We start from the raw sequence: 16,918 nt of genomic DNA on the forward strand, positions 1-16,918 counted from the left end.
AACCAAAATGGGGACGGAGGGAATCACGCCGTTTGTGCCACAAACGCCTTGATTCCCTCCGTGCCCTTTTCCTTCAACCCACCTGTTCGACCAGGTTGGCGAGCTCATCTGCATCGAACCCGGCCAGCAGGCGTGCCTCGATATTGAACGGCCCATGCAGGTAGCCACCGGCATACTCGACCAGCAGTTCCTTGAAACGCGCTCGTGGCTCGACGCCGGCGCGCTCGCAGTACCAGCGGAACCAGCGCGATCCGGCGGCAACATGTGCAACCTCCTCGCGCAGGATCACCTCCAGCACGTCGGCGGTTTCGCCATCGCCGACGTTGCGCAGCTTGTCGATCATGCCCGGCGTCACGTCCAGCCCGCGCGCTTCCAGCACGCGCGGCACCAGCGCCATGCGCGCCAGGCCGTCGTGCGCGGTCTTCTCGCACATTTCCCACAGGCCATTGTGCGCAGGGAAATCGGCGTACTCATGGCCATGTGCCAGCAGACGCTCGCGCAGCAGCATGAAGTGGCGCGATTCGTCGTCGGCGCAGCTCACCCAGTCGGCATGGAACGCCGCCGGCAGACCGCGGAAGCGGTACACCGCGTCCCAGGCCAGGTCGATCGCATTGAGCTCGATATGGGCGATGGCATGGATGAACGCCGCACGCCCTTCCACACCGCCCAGCCCGCGCCGGGGCACTTCACGCGGATGCACCATCAGCAACTGCGGCGGCCGGCCCGGCATGCGGATCGGATCGGCCGGCGGTGCATCGGCCGATATGTTCAAGCGGCCGGCGCGGAACGCAGCGGCGTAGGCCTGGGTCAGCGCGACCTTGCGCAGCGGATCGGCTTCGGCCAGGCACTGCTGCGCGGCGCGCAGCAGATTGCCGCCGACGTCAGGCACGTCGATCACCGCCTGGACCTCAGGCGCGGCGCTTGTGCTTGGCGTCGTCCGAACGCAGCTGCTGGATGCGCTCGAAGTAGCCCGGCTCGATGCCCGTCGGATAATGGCCGTTGAAGCACGACGAATCGAAGTTGCGCAGCGCCGGATTGCCTTCGCTCACCGCCGCTTCCATGTCTTCGATGTCCTGGTAGATCAGCCAGTCACAGCCCAGGTGCGCTTCGATTTCCTCGATGCTGCGGTTGTGCGCGACCAGCTCTTCAGCGGCCGGCATGTCGATGCCGTAGATGTTCGGGTAACGCACCGGCGGCGCGGCGCTGGCCAGGTAGACCTTGCGTGCGCCGGCGTCACGCGCCATCTGCACGATCTGCTGGCTGGTAGTGCCGCGCACGATGGAGTCGTCCACCAGCAGCACCACGCGGTTGCGGAATTCCAGGTGGATCGGGTTGAGCTTGCGGCGCACCGACTTCACCCGTTCGCCCTGCCCCGGCATGATGAACGTGCGGCCGATGTAACGGTTCTTGATGAAGCCTTCGCGGTACTTCACCCCGAGCACGTTGGAGATCTCCAGCGCGGCGTCGCGCGAGGTGTCCGGGATCGGGATGATGGTGTCGATGTCGTGGTCCGGGCGCAGGCGCAGGATCTTCTCGCCCAGCTTGATGCCCATGCGCATGCGCGCCTTGTGCACCGACACGTTGTCGATCATCGAATCGGGGCGTGCGAAATACACGTACTCGAAGATGCACGGCGTGTGTTCGGCCGGCTCGGCGCAGATTTCCGAGAACAGCTCGCCGCGCGCGGTGATCACCAGCGCTTCGCCCGGCTGCACGTCACGCACGCGCTGGAAGCCCAGCACGTCCAGCGCAGCCGACTCGGAGGCAACGATGTATTCGTCACCCTCGGCATGGCTGCGCTTGCCCAGCACCAGCGGGCGGATGCCATGCGGATCGCGGAACGCGACCAGGCCCAGGCCCAGCACCACGCTGACCACCGCATAGCCGCCCTTGCAGCGGCGGTGCACGCCGGCAACCGCGCGGATGGCGGCTTCCGGGCTGAGCTGGCGCTGCTGTTCCAGTTCGTAGGCGAACACGTTCAACAGCACTTCGCTGTCCGAATCGGTATTGACGTTGCGGCGGTCCTGCTCGAACACCTGCTGGCGCAGGTCCTCGGTGTTGATCAGGTTGCCGTTGTGGGCCAGCGCGATGCCGTACGGCGAATTGACGTAGAACGGCTGTGCCTCGTCCATGCCTTCCGAACCGGCGGTCGGATAGCGCACATGGGCGATGCCGACGCTGCCTTCCAGGGTGGACATGGTGCGTGCATCGAACACATCGCGGACCAGGCCGGTGGCCTTCTGCACCCGCAGGCGGCTGCCGTTGACGGTGGCGATGCCCGCCGCGTCCTGGCCGCGATGCTGGAGGACGGTCAAGCCGTCATACAACTGCCCGGCGACGTTCTGGTTGCCGACGATTCCGACGATGCCACACATGATGCGAGGTCTCCGCTGGGCTGTGCCCAGTTACAAGGAAGGTGGCCGTACCTGGCCAGAGTTGTCGCCGCGTCTGCGGTCGACATTGGCCGGGTCGTCCGGCTCGATGCTGCCCGGTAGTGCTGGGGCGTCCGGGCGCACTTCGGCCGGATCGTATGCCTCGCCCTGTTCCGCCTTCGCAGGCCGCAGCCATCCGCTGCCCGCCACTATCTGACCGAGTACGCCATTATCGCCTGTCGCTCCCGGCTTGCCCACTCCGGCGCCGGCGCTCTTGCCCAGCTCCATCAACGCAGATGGGGACAGCGCGTCCATCGGCAAGGCCTTGGGCAGCAGGTCGGTGCCCGGCACCTGCCACTGTGGCAGCTTGCTGTTCATCCAGGCCACGGCCGGGTTCAGCACCGGGCGCAGCGCCGAGCCGCGCCAGGAGGGTTCGGCGGTAAGCGGGGTGAAGCCGGCCAGCAACAGCAGCACGGCCGCGATCAGCCCGCCACGCACGGCACCGAGGACCCCGCCCAGCAGGCGGTCCAGGCTGCCCAGCATGTTGCGGTGGACGATGGCCTTGATGACCATGCCGATCACAGCGACCACGACCATCACGCCGATGCCGACGCTGAGGTAGCCGCCGATGAAATGCTCGCCGCCGGGCGCAGCCGGTGCGGCCCACCAGCGGGCGGCGTCATTGCCGAAGGCGAAGGCCGCCCAGGCGGCCACCAGCCACGATACGGTGCCGATGACGATGCCCACGAAGCCGCGCAGCAACCCAAGCAGGGTGGAGGCGGCGATCACGATCAGCAGCACCACGTCGATCATGGCGCCCCGCTCCTTCGGCGGCGCTGGCAACGGGGCTGCGTACAGGTCATGGGTGCGGTCGCACCATGCCGGCCACGCCGACCTTGGCGGCGACCTGCGCCTTCAACTGTTCAGCATCGGCGCGGTTGGCGACCGGCCCGACACGGACGCGGTGCAGGCTACCCTTTTCGGTACGCACCTGCTCGACGAAGGCGCTGAAGCCTGCCGCGCGCACCTTGTCGCGCAGGGCGTTGGCATCGTTGGCCTGGCCGAATGCGCCGAGCTGTACGGCAAACCCCACTCCGCTGGCGGCCGGTGCGGCCGGCGTGCTCGGCGGCGTGGCCGGCTTGCTGGCGGTCGCTTCGGGCTTGGGCTCGGGCTTGGGTTCGGGCTTCGGTTCCGGCTTGGCCACCGGCTTGGCGGCCGGCGGCGCTGCTGCAGTCGGCGTACTCGGCGGCAGACTTTCACTGCGCACCGGGTTGCCGGTCGCCGACGGCGTGGCCGCCGCGACGGGAGTACTGGCGCTCGGCGCGGGCGTCGGCGTGCTTGCCACCGGTGAGCTGGTCGAGGGCTTCGCGTCGAGCGTGATGACTTCTGCCTTCACGTCGGCACGCACCTTCACCGCCTGCAACCGGGCCGCTTCGGCCTGGGCACGGTCGGCATACGGCCCAACGCGCACGCGCCAGGCCGGGCGACCATTGATCGATGCGGTCTCGATGAAGCCCGGAAGCTGCGAACGCTTGAGGTAGGCGATCACCGCATCGGCGTCGGCCTGGCTGCCGTAGGCGCCGAAGGTCACCGCGTAGTTGCCGGCGGCGACGGCTGGCGAGGTGTCCACGGTCGGTGGTGTCGCCGGGGCGGCGGCCTCCTCGACGGGACGGGCCTGGCCACTCTGCAACCCGGTGGCGCCACCGGCCGGTGCGACCAGCGGCAGTTCACGGGTTTCAAACTGGCCATCGGCCGGCGCATCGGGCGCGGCGATCGGCACAGAAGCGACACCGCTGTCCGGGGCCGGGCCCTTGACGAGCATCGGCAGGAAAATGACGGCCAAGGCCACCAGGACGATGGCACCAATCAGACGCTGTTTCAGGGGCGTATCCACGTAGGGCAGGCGGCAGGCTGGACGTTGCGGTCGATTATACGGGTGCGCGACCGCACGGCGTCGGTAATGGCTGAACGGCGGTCAGGCGTGGGCCTGCAGCCATTGCAGCGCAGCGGCGGCGGTATGGAAGGAACCAAATACCAGCACCCGGTCGCCGCGCTCGGCGCGGGCCAGCACCTGCGCCAGCGCCTGTTCGACCGTGCCGGCCAGCGCCGCAGTGGCTGCCGCGGTATCTGCCAGCCGTGCCTGCAGTTCCGCCGCACTCTGCCCACGCGGGCCATCGAGCCCGGCCAGGGTCCAGTCGCTCACCACCTCCTGCAGGGCCTGCACCACGCCCACGGCGTCCTTGTCCTGCAGCGCGGCGTATACCGCCAGGGTGCGCCCGGGGGCTGCCTCGGCCTTCAGCGCGCGCGCCAGCTGGCCGGCTGCCTGCGGGTTGTGGCCGACATCGACGCGAACCTGCACGCCATCGCGCTCGAACGCCTGCAGGCGCCCGGAGATGCGCGCCGCTGCCACGCCTGCGGCCCATGCCGCGCGCGGCACCGGCCGGTCCAACGCGCGCAGCGCCGCGATCGCCGCACCGGCGTTGGCCAGCTGGATCGGCCCGGCCAGCGTCGGCGTCGGCAGTTCCAGGCGGGTGCCGACATCGCGCCAGCGCCAACGCTGCGCGTCGATCGGTTCGTAGAAATAGTCGCTGCCGCCGCGGATCGCATTGGCACCCACCAGGTAGGCGCGCGCCAGCACGCTCGACGGCGGATCGGTCTCGCCCAGGATCACCGGCTTCCAGCCGCGGATGATGCCGGCCTTCTCGGCACCGATGGCCTCGCGGTCCTCGCCCAGCCATTCGGCGTGATCGATGTCCACGGTGGTGATCACCGCCACGTCGGCGTCGACGATGTTGACCGCATCCAGGCGGCCGCCGAGGCCCACTTCCAGCACGGCCAGATCAAGATCGGCATCGGCGAACAGCTGCAGCGCGGCCAGCGTTCCGTACTCGAAGTAGGTCAGCGTCACATCACCGCGCGCTGCCTCGACCGTGTTGAACGCGGCCACCAGTGCGGCGTCATCGACATCCTGGCCATCGATGCGCACGCGCTCGTTGTAGCGCAGCAGGTGCGGCGAGGTGTACGCGCCGACCTTCCAGCCCGCAGCACGCGCGATGGCCTCGATGAAGGCGACGGTGGAACCCTTGCCGTTGGTACCACCGACCACGATGGTGTGCCTGGCCGGCGTGCCCAGGCCCATCGCGGTGGCCACGGTGCGCACGCGCTCCAGCCCCATGTCGATGCTGGCCGGGTGCTGGCGTTCAATGTAGTCCAGCCATTCGGCCAGAGTGGTCGGGGTGTTCTTCACGGCAAGGCTTCCAACAGGTGCAGGTGGTTCAGGGCAGAAGATTCAGAGTGCGCGGTGCTTGGCTTCACCGAAGAACGGCGTGTGGTGGGCGCAGTCGTTCAGGCGCACCACTTCCAGGCTGTCCAGGTCGGCGCCTTCAAGCAGGTTGAGCGTGGTCGGTGCCTGGCGGAAGGTCCACAGCCGCGACAACGGCAGGCCCAGCACCTTGCACAGGATCACCCGATTGACTGCGTCGTGGGCGACCACCAGCAGGGTGTCGTGTTCGCGAAGGCCTTCGGCGGCGCGGGCCAGGCCGCGCCAGCTGCGCTCCAGCACCAGGCGCAGCGATTCGCCACCGGGCATCAGCACGGTGTCCGGTTCATTGCGCCACGCCTGCAGGCGCGACGGGTCTTTTTCGTTGATTTCGCTGGCCAGCAGGCCTTCCCACTCACCGTGGGCGATTTCCTGCAGCTCCGGCTCGGTCAGCAGCATGTCGGCGCGTGCAGCACCCAGGGCCAGGTGCGCGGTGCGCTGGGCGCGTGACAGCGGCGAGGCCACTGCGCGGGTGATGTCCACCGAAGCCAGGCGGGCGCCCAGCGCCTGGGCCTGGGCCTCACCGATGGGCGAAAGCGGGATGTCGATCTGGCCCTGGTAGCGGCCTTCGGCGTTCCACGGCGTTTCGCCGTGACGGGCAAGCAGGATGCGCATGCGAACAAGGGGTCCTTGGGGGAGGAGTTCCGGCGCATTGTTCACATCCTGTGAAGTGCGCGGAACAGGGATGATACCTGTTCGGCGGACCCGGCCGGTCGGACCATGAAAAAACCCCGCGACAGACGTCGCGGGGTTGCAGGATGGCGGTAGATCCACGCCATGCGTGGATGCACCGCCCGGCAGAGCCTGCCGGGTTGCCGGCCAGCGGCCGGCACTACCTTATTTGGCCAGGTTCAGTTCCTTCAGCAGCTGCGGCGCCGGCGCCACTTCCTGCATGATCCACTGCATGTAGCGACTGTCGACGGCGATCATGCGGGTCATCACCGGATCGAACACCCAGTTGGAGCTGACCGATTCCCAGTTGCCGTCGAAGGCCAGGCCGACCAGCTTGCCGTTGGCATCGAGCACCGGCGAACCGGAGTTGCCGCCGGTGATGTCCAGGTTGGACAGGAAGTTCACCGGTACCGAACCGATCCGCTTGTCTTCCAGTCCGCCATAACGCTTGGCCTTGACCGCATCGAGCAGCGCCTTCGGCGAGTCGAACGGATCTTCACCGGTTTCCTTCGCCGCCACACCTTCCAGAGTGGTGAACGGGGTGTACTTCACGCCGTCCTTGCCATAGCCCATCACGTTGCCGAAGGTGATGCGCAGCGACAGGTTGGCATCGGGATAGACGAACTCGCCCTGGCTCTTCTTGTAGTCGGCCACGGCCTGCAGGTAGAGCGGACGAGCGGTCAGCGATTCGCCCTCGCGGATCTTCTTCTGCTCTTCCTGCTTCAGCAGCGCCGGCATGACGGCCACCGCGTACTGGATGGCCGGATCATTGCTGGCTTCAAACGCAGCGCGATCGGCCTTGAACCACTTCAGGCGGGTGTCCAGGCTGCCCAGTCCGGTGCCGCCCAGCTTGGTCACCAGCGACTTCACCGCAGTGGCATCGCTGCCGGCCAACCACGTGTTCAGCACTTCGTTGTCGCGCTGCGCGGCCGGCAGGGCCACGTACTGGTCCAGCCAATAGGTCTGCAGCTGCTGGTCCATCTTCGCCACGTAGCGGCGATCCATCTGCTTCAGGCTGCCCTCGATGGTGGTCAGGTCGCGATCCTGGTAACCCGCTTCGCGCTCGGCGTCGGGCTTGCTGCGCTCGATCGACAGGCGGTACAGGGTGATGGCCGCGCCCACCGCGGAGGTGTTGTTGAACTGGCCGACGAACAGGTCGCGCTCGCGCGTGGATTTGCTGGTATCCAGGTGCTGCAGCAGCTGCGCGTGTGCAGCCAGCGCCGGCTTGCCGGCAGCGCCCTGCTTCTTCAGCCAGGCCAGCACCGCCGCTTCTTCGGCCTGCTTCTGGCCGGCGGCATCGATGCGCTTGAAGCCTTCCAGCTGACCCAGGTAGTTCTTGGCCACGTTGTTCATGCTGGCCGCGGTGGCGGCGTACTTCACCTTGACGTCGGCGTCGGCCTTGCCGGCGTCGGCGATCATCTTCAGCACCGCGTTGTAGTGGCGGGCGATGGTCGGGTAGGTGAAGCTGGCGGTCTCGTTGAACTCACCGGCCAGCGCGTAGCGGTTGGTGCGGCCCGGGTAGCCGGCCACCATCACGAAGTCGTCGGCGCCCAGCGGCGTATCGGCGAACTTCAGGAAGTGCTTGGGCTGGTAGGGCACGTTGTCGGCCGAGAACGCCGCCGGCTTGCCGTCCTTGCCGACGTAGGCACGGTAGAACGAGAAGTCACCGGTGTGGCGCGGCCACATCCAGTTGTCGACGTCACCGCCGAACTTGCCGACGCTGCCCGGAGGTGCATAGACCAGGCGCACGTCCTTGATTTCCAGGTTGCGGAACAGACGGTAGGTGTTGCCGCCGGAGAAGGAATACAGGCGGCAGCGGAAGCCGGCATCGGCTTCACACGCGGCGACCTGGGCCTTGTCGAAAGCGTCCAGCGCACGGCTGCGGGCCAGCGGGTCCTTGCCGGCGCCGGCGATGGCCGCCTTGGCCTGGGCGGTGACGTCGGTGATCTGGTCGAGCACGAACACGCGGGCGTTCGGGCCGGCACTCAGTTCATCGCTGAGCTTGGGCGCGTTGAAGCCGTCCTTGATCAGGTTCTTCTGTGCGGTCGAGTTCAGCTGGATCGCACCGTAGGCACAGTGGTGGTTGGTGACCACCAGGCCCTGCGGGGAGACGAAGCTGGCGGTGCAGCCGCCCAGCGCGACCACCGCGCCCATCGGGTCACCGGTCAGGTTGGCCAGCTGTTCCGGGGACAGCTTGAGGCCGGCCTTCTGCAGCGGGCCGGCGATTTCCGGCAGCTGCTGCGGCACCCACATGCCTTCAGCGGCATGGGCGACCTGGACCAGCCCAAGGCTGGCGACGACGGAGAATGCAAGCAGGTTCGAGCGCATGGAGCGGCCCCTGGTAGTGGAACCCTCGATTGTAGCCCGCCGCCCTGCCCCGGCCCGAACCCCGGAAGTCATGGGCCCCGGCCCGCCGGGCATGGCCCGGCGCTACCCGCGCGATCTGCCGGTAGCGCCGGGCCATGCCCGGCGAGCGCAGCGGCGCTGTTCGAAACGCCCGCCTGCGCACAGCTTTCGTTCCACCGCTGCGCCCGCAGCGCAGCATGGGAAATCCGCGTGGCGCCCTATAATCCGCGCTTTCCCCCTGATGAGTTCCACCCGATGGCGCAGCAAACGATGAAGGCCCTGGTCAAGCGCGAAGCGGCCAAGGGCATCTGGATGGAAGAGGTTCCGGTGCCGACCCCGGGCCCCAACCAGGTCCTGATCAAGCTGGAAAAGACCGCGATCTGCGGCACCGACCTGCACATCTACCTGTGGGACGAATGGAGCCAGCGCACGATCAAGCCGGGCCTGACCATCGGCCATGAGTTCGTCGGCCGCATCGCGCAGATCGGCCCGGGCGTGACCGGCTACGAGATCGGCCAGCGCGTGTCGGCCGAAGGCCACATCGTCTGCGGCCACTGCCGCAACTGCCGCGGCGGTCGTCCGCACCTGTGCCCGAACACCGTCGGTATCGGCGTCAACGTCAACGGCGCGTTCGCCGAATACATGGTGATGCCGGCCAGCAACCTGTGGCCGATCCCCGACCAGATCCCTTCCGAGCTGGCCGCCTTCTTCGACCCGTACGGCAATGCCGCGCACTGCGCGCTGGAATTCAACGTCATCGGCGAAGACGTGCTGATCACCGGCGCCGGCCCGATCGGCATCATCGCGGCGGGCATCTGCAAACACATCGGTGCACGCAACGTGGTGGTGACCGACGTCAACGACTTCCGCCTGAAGCTGGCCGCCGACATGGGCGCCACCCGCGTGGTCAACGTCGCCAACACGTCGCTGAAGGACGTGATGAAGGAACTGCACATGGAGGGCTTCGACGTGGGCCTGGAAATGAGCGGCAACCCGCGCGCGTTCAACGACATGCTCGACTGCATGTACCACGGCGGCAAGATCGCCATGCTCGGCATCATGCCCAAGGGCGCCGGCTGCGACTGGGACAAGATCATCTTCAAGGGCCTGACCGTGCAGGGCATCTACGGCCGCAAGATGTACGAGACCTGGTACAAGATGACCCAGCTGGTGCTGTCCGGCTTCCCGCTCGGCAAGGTGATGACCCACCAGCTGCCGATCGACGACTTCCAGAAGGGCTTCGACCTGATGGAAGAAGGCAAGGCCGGCAAGGTGGTTCTCAGCTGGAATTGACCCTTCGGGTCAATTCCCCCGCAGGCTTCCTTATCCCCGCGCCGTCGGCGCGCCCCCTTGAACAACAAGGGGGCTCTCCCCCAGTTGGGATCAAGAACGCTGCGGAATCGAAAAAGGCGCCCATTGGGCGCCTTTTTCGTGAAGCGTGCCAGGCAAGCCAGGCACCTACCGTAACGCCTGCGGCGTTACTTGCCTACGGCCACGCTCAGCATCACCCGGCTGTGGGCCAGCTTGCCGGAGTTGTCGCGGCCATTGCCATCGGTGCCGTAGTAGCCCAGGCCGACATTGAACAGGCCGAACTGGCGGGCGACGCCGACGTTCCAGTCGGTGTAGTCCTTGGCGATACCGTCCTCGAAGGTGCTGCGGCCGACGTTGGCGTTGAGCGTGAAGTCCTTCGGCAGGCCCCAGCTGCCACCCAGGCCGAAGTACCAGCCGTCGGTGCTGCTGTTCCACACATCGTTGCTGTAGGCCACCGTCAGCTTGTAGGTGTCGTCCAGCGTGGTGGTGGTGATCAGCTCGTTGTAGTTCTGGTGGCTGGCCTTGAGGTAGGTGTAGCGATTCAACAGCACGTCGAAGTTGACGCGCTCGGTCACGTCCACGCCGTAGCCGATCAGGTAGTCGACCTCGGTCTTCGGATCGCCCGGACCGAAGTCCACGCCCGAGCCCCAGACGCCGGCATACAGGCCCACCGGGCTGGTGTAGGTGAAGCCGGCCTGCAGGGTCGGATCCTCATCGGTCTGCGACACACCACGGAACAGGTAGTCCGAGACGGCGGTGACGTTCCAGCTGTACGGAGATTCGTTGTCCTGGGCGCTGGCGGCGAACGGCGCGAGGGTCAGGGCGGCGGCAATGGCGAGGCAGGCACGGGCGTGCTTCATGAGCGTCTCCGGTGGGGGCGGTGGCGTGGAAGGCGGGATCTGCAGCGGGCGCAGCAACCGGAGCCAGACGGGCCCGGTTCACGAATTTTTAACCCGTTTGCTATTGCGATGCAACATGTGCCGGCCATGGCGGCGCCCCATCCGGGCCGGTCCGCTGCGGTCGATGCCCGGTAGAATCAGTGGTTTCCCGTGCTGAGCCGTGCCCACGCCATGACCGACTCCTCCGCCCTGACCCGCCACTATGCTGAGGAACTGGACGCCATCCGCGCCCAGGGCCTGTTCAAGTCCGAGCGGATCATCACCAGCCCCCAGTCCGCCGAGATCACTCTGGAAGACGGCCGCAAGGTGCTGAACTTCTGTGCCAACAACTACCTCGGCCTGGCCGACCATCCCGACCTGATCCAGGCCGCGAAGGACGCGCTGGACAGCCACGGCTTCGGCATGGCATCGGTGCGCTTCATCTGCGGCACCCAGGACCTGCACAAGCAGCTGGAGAAGCAGATCGCCGACTTCTTCGGCAAGCAGGACACCATCCTGTACGCGGCCTGCTTCGACGCCAACGGCGGCCTGTTCGAACCGCTGCTGGGCGAGAACGACGCGATCATTTCCGACGCACTGAACCATGCCTCGATCATCGACGGCGTGCGCCTGTGCAAGGCCAAGCGCTTCCGCTACGCCAACTGCGACATGGCCGATCTGGAAGCGCAGCTGCAGGCCGCCGATGCGGCCGGCTGCAAGACCAAGCTGATCACCACCGACGGCGTGTTCTCGATGGACGGCTTCATCGCCCCGCTGGACGAGATCACCGCGCTGGCAAAGAAGTACAACGCGCTGGTGCACATCGACGAATGCCATGCCACCGGCTTCCTCGGCGCGACGGGCCGCGGCTCGGCCGAGGTCAAGGGCGTGCTGGAGAAGATCGACATCATCACCGGCACCCTGGGCAAGGCCATGGGCGGTGCACTGGGTGGCTTCACCTGCGCCAGCGCCGAAGTGATCGAGCTGCTGCGCCAGCGCTCGCGCCCGTACCTGTTCTCCAATTCGCTGCCGCCGCACGTGGTCGCCGCCGGCATCAAGGCGTTCGAGATGCTGGCCGCGGCCGATGACCTGCGCAGCACCCTGGCCGCCAACACCACCTACTTCCGCGAGAAGATGACCGCTGCCGGCTTCGACGTGAAGCCCGGCGTGCACCCGATCAGCCCGGTGATGCTGTACGACGCACCGCTGGCGCAGAAGTTCGCCGAGCGCCTGCTGGAAGAAGGCATCTATGCGATCGGTTTCTTCTTCCCGGTGGTGCCCAAGGGCCAGGCGCGCATCCGCACCCAGATCAGCGCCGCGCACACTCGCGAACACCTGGACCGGGCGATCGATGCGTTCACCCGCATCGGCGTCGAGCTGGGCGTGATCAAGGGTTGATCACCCACGGGTAGCGCCGGGCCATGCCCGGCGGTTTCCCGATAGCCGCGCCACGCGCCCGCCGGGCACGGCCCGGCGCTACCCATCAGGACGTGCCGACCAAGGTCGGCACCTGCCAGGCCTTATTTCTTCTTTTTCTTCTTGTCCTTGGGTTCGTCCTTGCTGGCGACCACCACCGGCTTGGCGGCAGCGTCCTGGCCGTTGCCCTTGGCAACGCGGATGCCATTGGCTTTCATCCAGGCATCGAACTGGTCGGCGGTCATCTTCTGGTCGCCGTTGCTCATCATGAAGCGATAGCTGCCGCGGCCATCCAGCTCCGGGGTCTTTACTTCAACCACCGGGGTTTCGGCCGGGCGATCGGCCTTGGCCGTCTTCTTGTGGCCGCCGCAGGCCGTCAACAGCACGATCGGCAACAACAGGCTGGCGCAGCGCAGGGTTTGCTTGAGGGTCGGGTGATACATGGCAGGCTCCGTTCTGGACATTCGACAACCAGGCGCCCCCTACGCCTGGAACGGTGGCCGGCAAGCGCCGGCCGTGGGCATCACTCAGCCCGGTGCAGCGGCCCCCAGCCGCTGCTGGTCGCTGACCTCCAGCGCCCGCCACTGGCCCTTGCCGAGATCGCCGAGCGTGAGCTCGCCGATCGCAACGCGGACCAGGCGCAGCACCTGCAGGTCGAAGGCCGCCAGCAGGCGACGGATATGGCGGTTGCGGCCCTCGTCAAGGACCACCTCCAACCAGGCGGTCTTGTCGCCGCTGCGCAGCACGCGCACGGCCAGGGCAAGCAGGAACTCGCCCTCGTCTTCGACACCGGCGCGCAGCGCGGCCAGGGTGTCCTCGTCGGGCAGGCGATCGACCTGCACGTGGTAGGTCTTGTGCGGGCCGGTCTGCGGATCAGTCAGGCGCGCAGCCCACTGCGGATCATTGCTGAACAGCAACAGGCCTTCACTGGCCTTGTCCAGGCGACCGACCGGCGCGATCCACGGCAGGCCGGCGCCATCGAAGCAGCGGTATACGGTGTCGCGGCCACGCTCGTCCTGCACGGTGGTGACCACCCCGCGCGGCTTGTTGAGCATCAGGTACAGACGTTGCGGTGCGCCCATCGGCTGGCCGTCGACCTCGATCGGCGGCGCCGGGCTGGCAATCGGGAATTCAGGATCACGGACGATGCGCCCGGCGACACGAACACGGCCATCGGCGATCCAGCGCGCGGCCTCGCTGCGCGAACACACGCCGGCCTTGGACAGCACGCGCGCCAGGCCATGGCGCACGCCAGCGGAAACCGCAGGGGGATTCGCACGCCCACGCGCAGCGTGGGAGCGGGCAGCGGGGGCAGCAGGTGGGCGGCGCGTACGCAAGCCTCTGCTCCCCGCCGCGCTTACTTCTTGTCGACCGGCTTGGTCTCAGCCGGTACTTCGGCTGCGGCCGGGGTAGCTGCCGGAACCGGACGTGCCTTGACCACGCGTACACCGCGGGCCTTCATCCAGGCGTCGAACTCTTCGGCGGTCATGCGCTTGCCGTTCTGGCTCATGTCGAAGCGCCACGGCGTGTTGTCGAACTCGGTCTGCGGCTTGTACGCGGCCGGATCATTGGGCTTCACCGCCGGCGCGCTCGGAATCGCCTTGGCGATGTTCTGGCAGCCGTCGATGCGCAACCGCTGCAGCACCTGGTCCAGCGACTGCGACGGATCGTAGCTGCTGCCCAGCACGCCGCTGGCCATGCCCAGCTGGCTGCTGCGGATGTACAGCTCATCGGCCACCGGGGCGACGGCCGTGGCCGGCAACGGCAGCGGCGAGGCGCTGGTGTTGACCGAGCAATCAACCGCAGCGTGAGCAGCAGGAACCAGGGCCAGCGCCAGAACGGCAGCCGATGCAGAGCGCAGCATGAGGGCATCCACGAAAGGAAGTGACGCGGCGAGTTTAGCAATGCCGCGTCATCTTTCAAGCGCCACTTTCAATGAATACGGCAACTCATTGGTTTCATAAGCAAATTGCCGACGAACGGTCGCATTTCCAGCGCTGATTCATCCATGCCACACGCACAAACAACAAGACCCGGCCGAAGCCGGGTCCTGCTGTGTCTTACTGGCAGAGCGTCAGAACTTAGTTCTGGACGTTCAGCTCGGTACGACGGTTCTTGGCGCGACCTTCCGGATTGTCCGAACCATCCGGGTTGGTGTTCGGCGCAATCGGACGGCTCTCGCCGTAGCCGATCGGACCGGCCAGACGGCCAGCGTCGACGCCGTTCTTGGTCAGGTAGTTGTACACCGCGGTAGCACGACGCTCCGACAGCTTCTGGTTGTAAGCGTCGGTACCCTTCGAGTCGGTGTGACCGGCAACTTCAACGCGCAGATCCGGGTAACGCTTCAGGATCTCGGTGGCTTCGCTCAGGATGGCCACAGCGTCCGGACGCAGGTTCGACTTGTCGAAGTCGAAGTTCACGCCCTTCAGGTCGATCGAGACCGGCACCGGGCAACCGTCCGGACCGATGGTCTGACCCGGCTGCGAGTTCGGGCACTTGTCGTCGCAGTTGTTGACGCCGTCACCGTCGTCATCCAGGTCGGCGCAGCTCGGGGCAACCGGAGCCGGAGCCGGAGCAGCAGCCACCGGGGCCGGGCCCAGCGGGATCACGACGCCGACCGAAGCCAGCACGTCGCCGAACCAGCTTTCGTCGCGCGCGGCGATGCTCTGGTCGTCGAAGTCAGCGCGGTAGGCCACTTCGGCGCGGACAGCAACGCGCTTGTCGAAGGTGGTCTGCAGGCCGACGCCGAGCTTGGCAGCCAGGTTGCCGTCCTTGCGATCACGCGGACCGTTGGTGTCCAGAGCCGGGTACTCTTCTTCCGACTTCTGGTAGCCCAGGCCGCCCACGATGTAGGGGTTCCAGCCGCGGCCTTCCTTGATGAAGTGGCGACGCAGATCGAACGACACGCCGTACTGCGACCAGTTCTGATCCTGGTTGGCGTCGAAGTTCGGGTTCTGGTAGTTCAGCTCACCATCCAGCGACCAGTTCGGGCTGATGAACTTGCCCAGACCCAGGGTCACGAACGGAGCGTCGTTGGTCAGGCGGTCGTTGTCCTGGAAGTTGAAGCCGGCCGAACCGGTCAGGTACCAGCGGTCATCGAACTCCTGCGCCGACGCAGCCTGGGCGAATGCCAGACCGCCCAGCAGCGCGGCAGTAAGGATCTTCTTGTTCATTGAGTACAGCTCCTATTTCGGGGGTATGAAACCGGTAGAGGCATGGGCCAGCACTACTGCGTCGATGTTCAGACAGCCGATTCAGCACGCCACCGCCGCGAACATTATGCTCAGGCGGGTGAAGGTCATGTTAACAGTCCCGTAACATGTGAAGCGCCGCGCACGACCGGCCACCGGTCCGACGTTGAAACCCTATACAGGATGATGAAAATCCGCAAGACCCACGCACCACAAGGGTTTGGAAGGGTTTAACGGCCAGATGCGTCAGATTTGGCGCGGGTTATCCCAAAGCGGTTCAGCGCGCGCCCATCGAGGTGAGGAACCTTATGATGCAGACAGGAACCGAGCTGGAGCTGCAATGAAAGCCGTCGCCCTGTGCCGTGACTCCGCCCCTGCTCTGCGCGATCTGGTGTTGCCACCGCCGCAGCCGCCGCGTGGTCGTGATCTGCTGATCCGTGTCGAAGCACTTTCCGTCAATCCCGTCGACGGGAAACTGCGTGCAGCCACGCCGGCCGCGTCGCTGGATACCCCGCGCATTCTCGGCTGGGACGCGGCAGGGGTGGTCGAAGCGATGGGCGAGGAAGCCAGCCTGTTCGCCTCCGGTGACGAGGTCTACTACGCAGGAGATGTCACCCGCCCTGGCTGCAATGCGCAGTATCAGCTGGTGGATGAGCGGCTGGTGGCACGCAAACCGACCACCCTCGATTTCGCCGAAGCGGCCGCGCTGCCGCTGACCACCCTCACTGCCTGGGAACTGCTGTTCCAGCGCATGCCCCTGCAGCTTGATGATCGCCGCCACGCCGGCCAGCGCCTGCTGGTGATCGGTGGTGCCGGCGGCGTCGGCTCGATGGCGATCCGGCTGGCCCACCATGCGGGGTTTGAGGTCATTGCCACCGCCTCGCGGGAAACCTCGATCGACTGGTGCCGGCGGATGGGCGCCCAGCATGTCATCGACCATCGCCAGCCCCTGTTGCCGCAGCTGCAGGCGCTTGGCGTCGACGAAGTGCAGGTGGCACTCAACCTGGCCGACACCGATCACTACTGGGACGAACTGGGCCAGCTGCTGGCGCCACAGGGACATGTAGGCCTGATCGTGGAACCCCGCGGCCCGCTGCGCATCGGCGATCCCTACAAGGCCAAGTGCATCGGCATCCATTGGGAATTCATGTTCGCCCGCGCGCGCTTTGCCACCGCCGACCGCATTGAGCAGCACCGCATCCTCAACCGCGCCGCCAGCATGATCGACGCGGGCCAGTTGCGCGGCACGCTGAGCGAAGTGCTGGGCCCGATCAATGCGGCCAACCTGGATGCCGCGCATCAGCGTCTGGCCGGCGGCCGCACCATCGGCAAGCTGGCGCTTGCCGGCTGGGACGACTGATTCACCATCCACAGCCTGTCGCAGTGGATTGGCCGACATCTGTATCTATTGAG

Annotated in this window: 15 protein-coding genes; 3 read left to right on the forward strand and 12 right to left on the reverse strand. The window is 66.7% G+C overall.

Annotation, left to right across the window (positions count from 1 at the left end; genetic code table 11):
• Nucleotides 1–73 precede the first annotated feature (73 nt).
• The 7 genes from ACUXVE_RS16515 to ACUXVE_RS16545 all read right to left on the reverse strand — a co-directional run bounded on the left by ACUXVE_RS16515 (nt 74) and on the right by ACUXVE_RS16545 (nt 8,691).
• The gene (locus tag ACUXVE_RS16515) at nt 74–898 is read right to left on the reverse strand and encodes a ferritin-like domain-containing protein (protein ID WP_445514819.1); all 825 of its coding nucleotides are present in this window, start codon (nt 896–898) and stop codon (nt 74–76) included.
• A gap of 10 nt (nt 899–908) precedes the next feature.
• Nucleotides 909–2,375 carry an amidophosphoribosyltransferase gene (gene purF, locus ACUXVE_RS16520; protein WP_025878104.1) on the reverse strand — a complete coding sequence of 489 codons (1,467 nt, stop codon included), beginning with the start codon at nt 2,373–2,375 and terminating at the stop codon, nt 909–911.
• Between the two features lie 30 nt (nt 2,376–2,405).
• Complete coding sequence (locus ACUXVE_RS16525; RefSeq protein WP_033830450.1) at nt 2,406–3,185, reverse strand: CvpA family protein; 780 nt, start codon at nt 3,183–3,185, stop codon at nt 2,406–2,408.
• Nucleotides 3,186–3,231: 46 nt separating this feature from the next.
• The gene (locus ACUXVE_RS16530) at nt 3,232–4,266 is read right to left on the reverse strand and encodes an SPOR domain-containing protein (RefSeq protein ID WP_093817458.1); all 1,035 of its coding nucleotides are present in this window, start codon (nt 4,264–4,266) and stop codon (nt 3,232–3,234) included.
• An 81-nt stretch (nt 4,267–4,347) separates the two neighbouring features.
• Nucleotides 4,348–5,619: a bifunctional tetrahydrofolate synthase/dihydrofolate synthase gene (gene folC, locus ACUXVE_RS16535; RefSeq protein WP_445514820.1), complete on the reverse strand. Its 1,272-nt coding sequence runs from the start codon at nt 5,617–5,619 to the stop codon at nt 4,348–4,350.
• Nucleotides 5,620–5,661: 42 nt separating this feature from the next.
• A complete protein-coding gene (locus ACUXVE_RS16540; protein ID WP_445514821.1) occupies nt 5,662–6,306 on the reverse strand; it encodes a histidine phosphatase family protein in 645 nt (214 codons plus the stop codon).
• Nucleotides 6,307–6,528: 222 nt separating this feature from the next.
• On the reverse strand, nt 6,529–8,691 hold the full coding sequence (locus ACUXVE_RS16545) for a S46 family peptidase (RefSeq protein ID WP_445514822.1): 2,163 nt from the start codon (nt 8,689–8,691) through the stop codon (nt 6,529–6,531).
• A 288-nt stretch (nt 8,692–8,979) separates the two neighbouring features.
• Here ACUXVE_RS16545 and tdh point away from each other — a divergent pair, with 288 nt between their 5' ends.
• The gene (tdh, locus tag ACUXVE_RS16550) at nt 8,980–10,002 is read left to right on the forward strand and encodes an L-threonine 3-dehydrogenase (protein WP_117309640.1); all 1,023 of its coding nucleotides are present in this window, start codon (nt 8,980–8,982) and stop codon (nt 10,000–10,002) included.
• A gap of 185 nt (nt 10,003–10,187) precedes the next feature.
• Here tdh and ACUXVE_RS16555 read toward each other — a convergent pair whose 3' ends face one another.
• Nucleotides 10,188–10,880 (reverse strand): TorF family putative porin, encoded by a 693-nt coding sequence (locus tag ACUXVE_RS16555; RefSeq protein WP_032977413.1) that lies wholly within the window; start codon nt 10,878–10,880, stop codon nt 10,188–10,190.
• Nucleotides 10,881–11,090: 210 nt separating this feature from the next.
• Between ACUXVE_RS16555 and kbl the strand changes: the two genes are divergently transcribed.
• Nucleotides 11,091–12,296, forward strand: coding sequence for a glycine C-acetyltransferase (kbl, locus tag ACUXVE_RS16560; protein WP_093817454.1), 1,206 nt, complete (start codon nt 11,091–11,093; stop codon nt 12,294–12,296).
• A gap of 122 nt (nt 12,297–12,418) precedes the next feature.
• On the opposite strand, the gene ACUXVE_RS16565 is transcribed toward kbl, so the two are convergent.
• The 4 genes from ACUXVE_RS16565 to ACUXVE_RS16580 form a co-directional block, all read right to left on the reverse strand.
• A complete protein-coding gene (locus ACUXVE_RS16565) occupies nt 12,419–12,757 on the reverse strand; it encodes a hypothetical protein (RefSeq protein ID WP_025878095.1) in 339 nt (112 codons plus the stop codon).
• 84 nt (nt 12,758–12,841) lie between these two features.
• A complete protein-coding gene (locus tag ACUXVE_RS16570) occupies nt 12,842–13,651 on the reverse strand; it encodes a pseudouridine synthase (protein WP_025878094.1) in 810 nt (269 codons plus the stop codon).
• Nucleotides 13,652–13,671: 20 nt separating this feature from the next.
• A complete protein-coding gene (locus tag ACUXVE_RS16575; RefSeq protein WP_049467667.1) occupies nt 13,672–14,178 on the reverse strand; it encodes a hypothetical protein in 507 nt (168 codons plus the stop codon).
• 217 nt (nt 14,179–14,395) lie between these two features.
• A complete protein-coding gene (locus tag ACUXVE_RS16580) occupies nt 14,396–15,487 on the reverse strand; it encodes an OmpA family protein (protein ID WP_093817452.1) in 1,092 nt (363 codons plus the stop codon).
• A gap of 358 nt (nt 15,488–15,845) precedes the next feature.
• Here ACUXVE_RS16580 and ACUXVE_RS16585 point away from each other — a divergent pair, with 358 nt between their 5' ends.
• The gene (locus ACUXVE_RS16585) at nt 15,846–16,865 is read left to right on the forward strand and encodes a zinc-binding alcohol dehydrogenase family protein (RefSeq protein ID WP_445514823.1); all 1,020 of its coding nucleotides are present in this window, start codon (nt 15,846–15,848) and stop codon (nt 16,863–16,865) included.
• Nucleotides 16,866–16,918 lie beyond the last annotated feature (53 nt).

This window comes from Stenotrophomonas sp. 3(2025), from assembly GCF_052665395.1.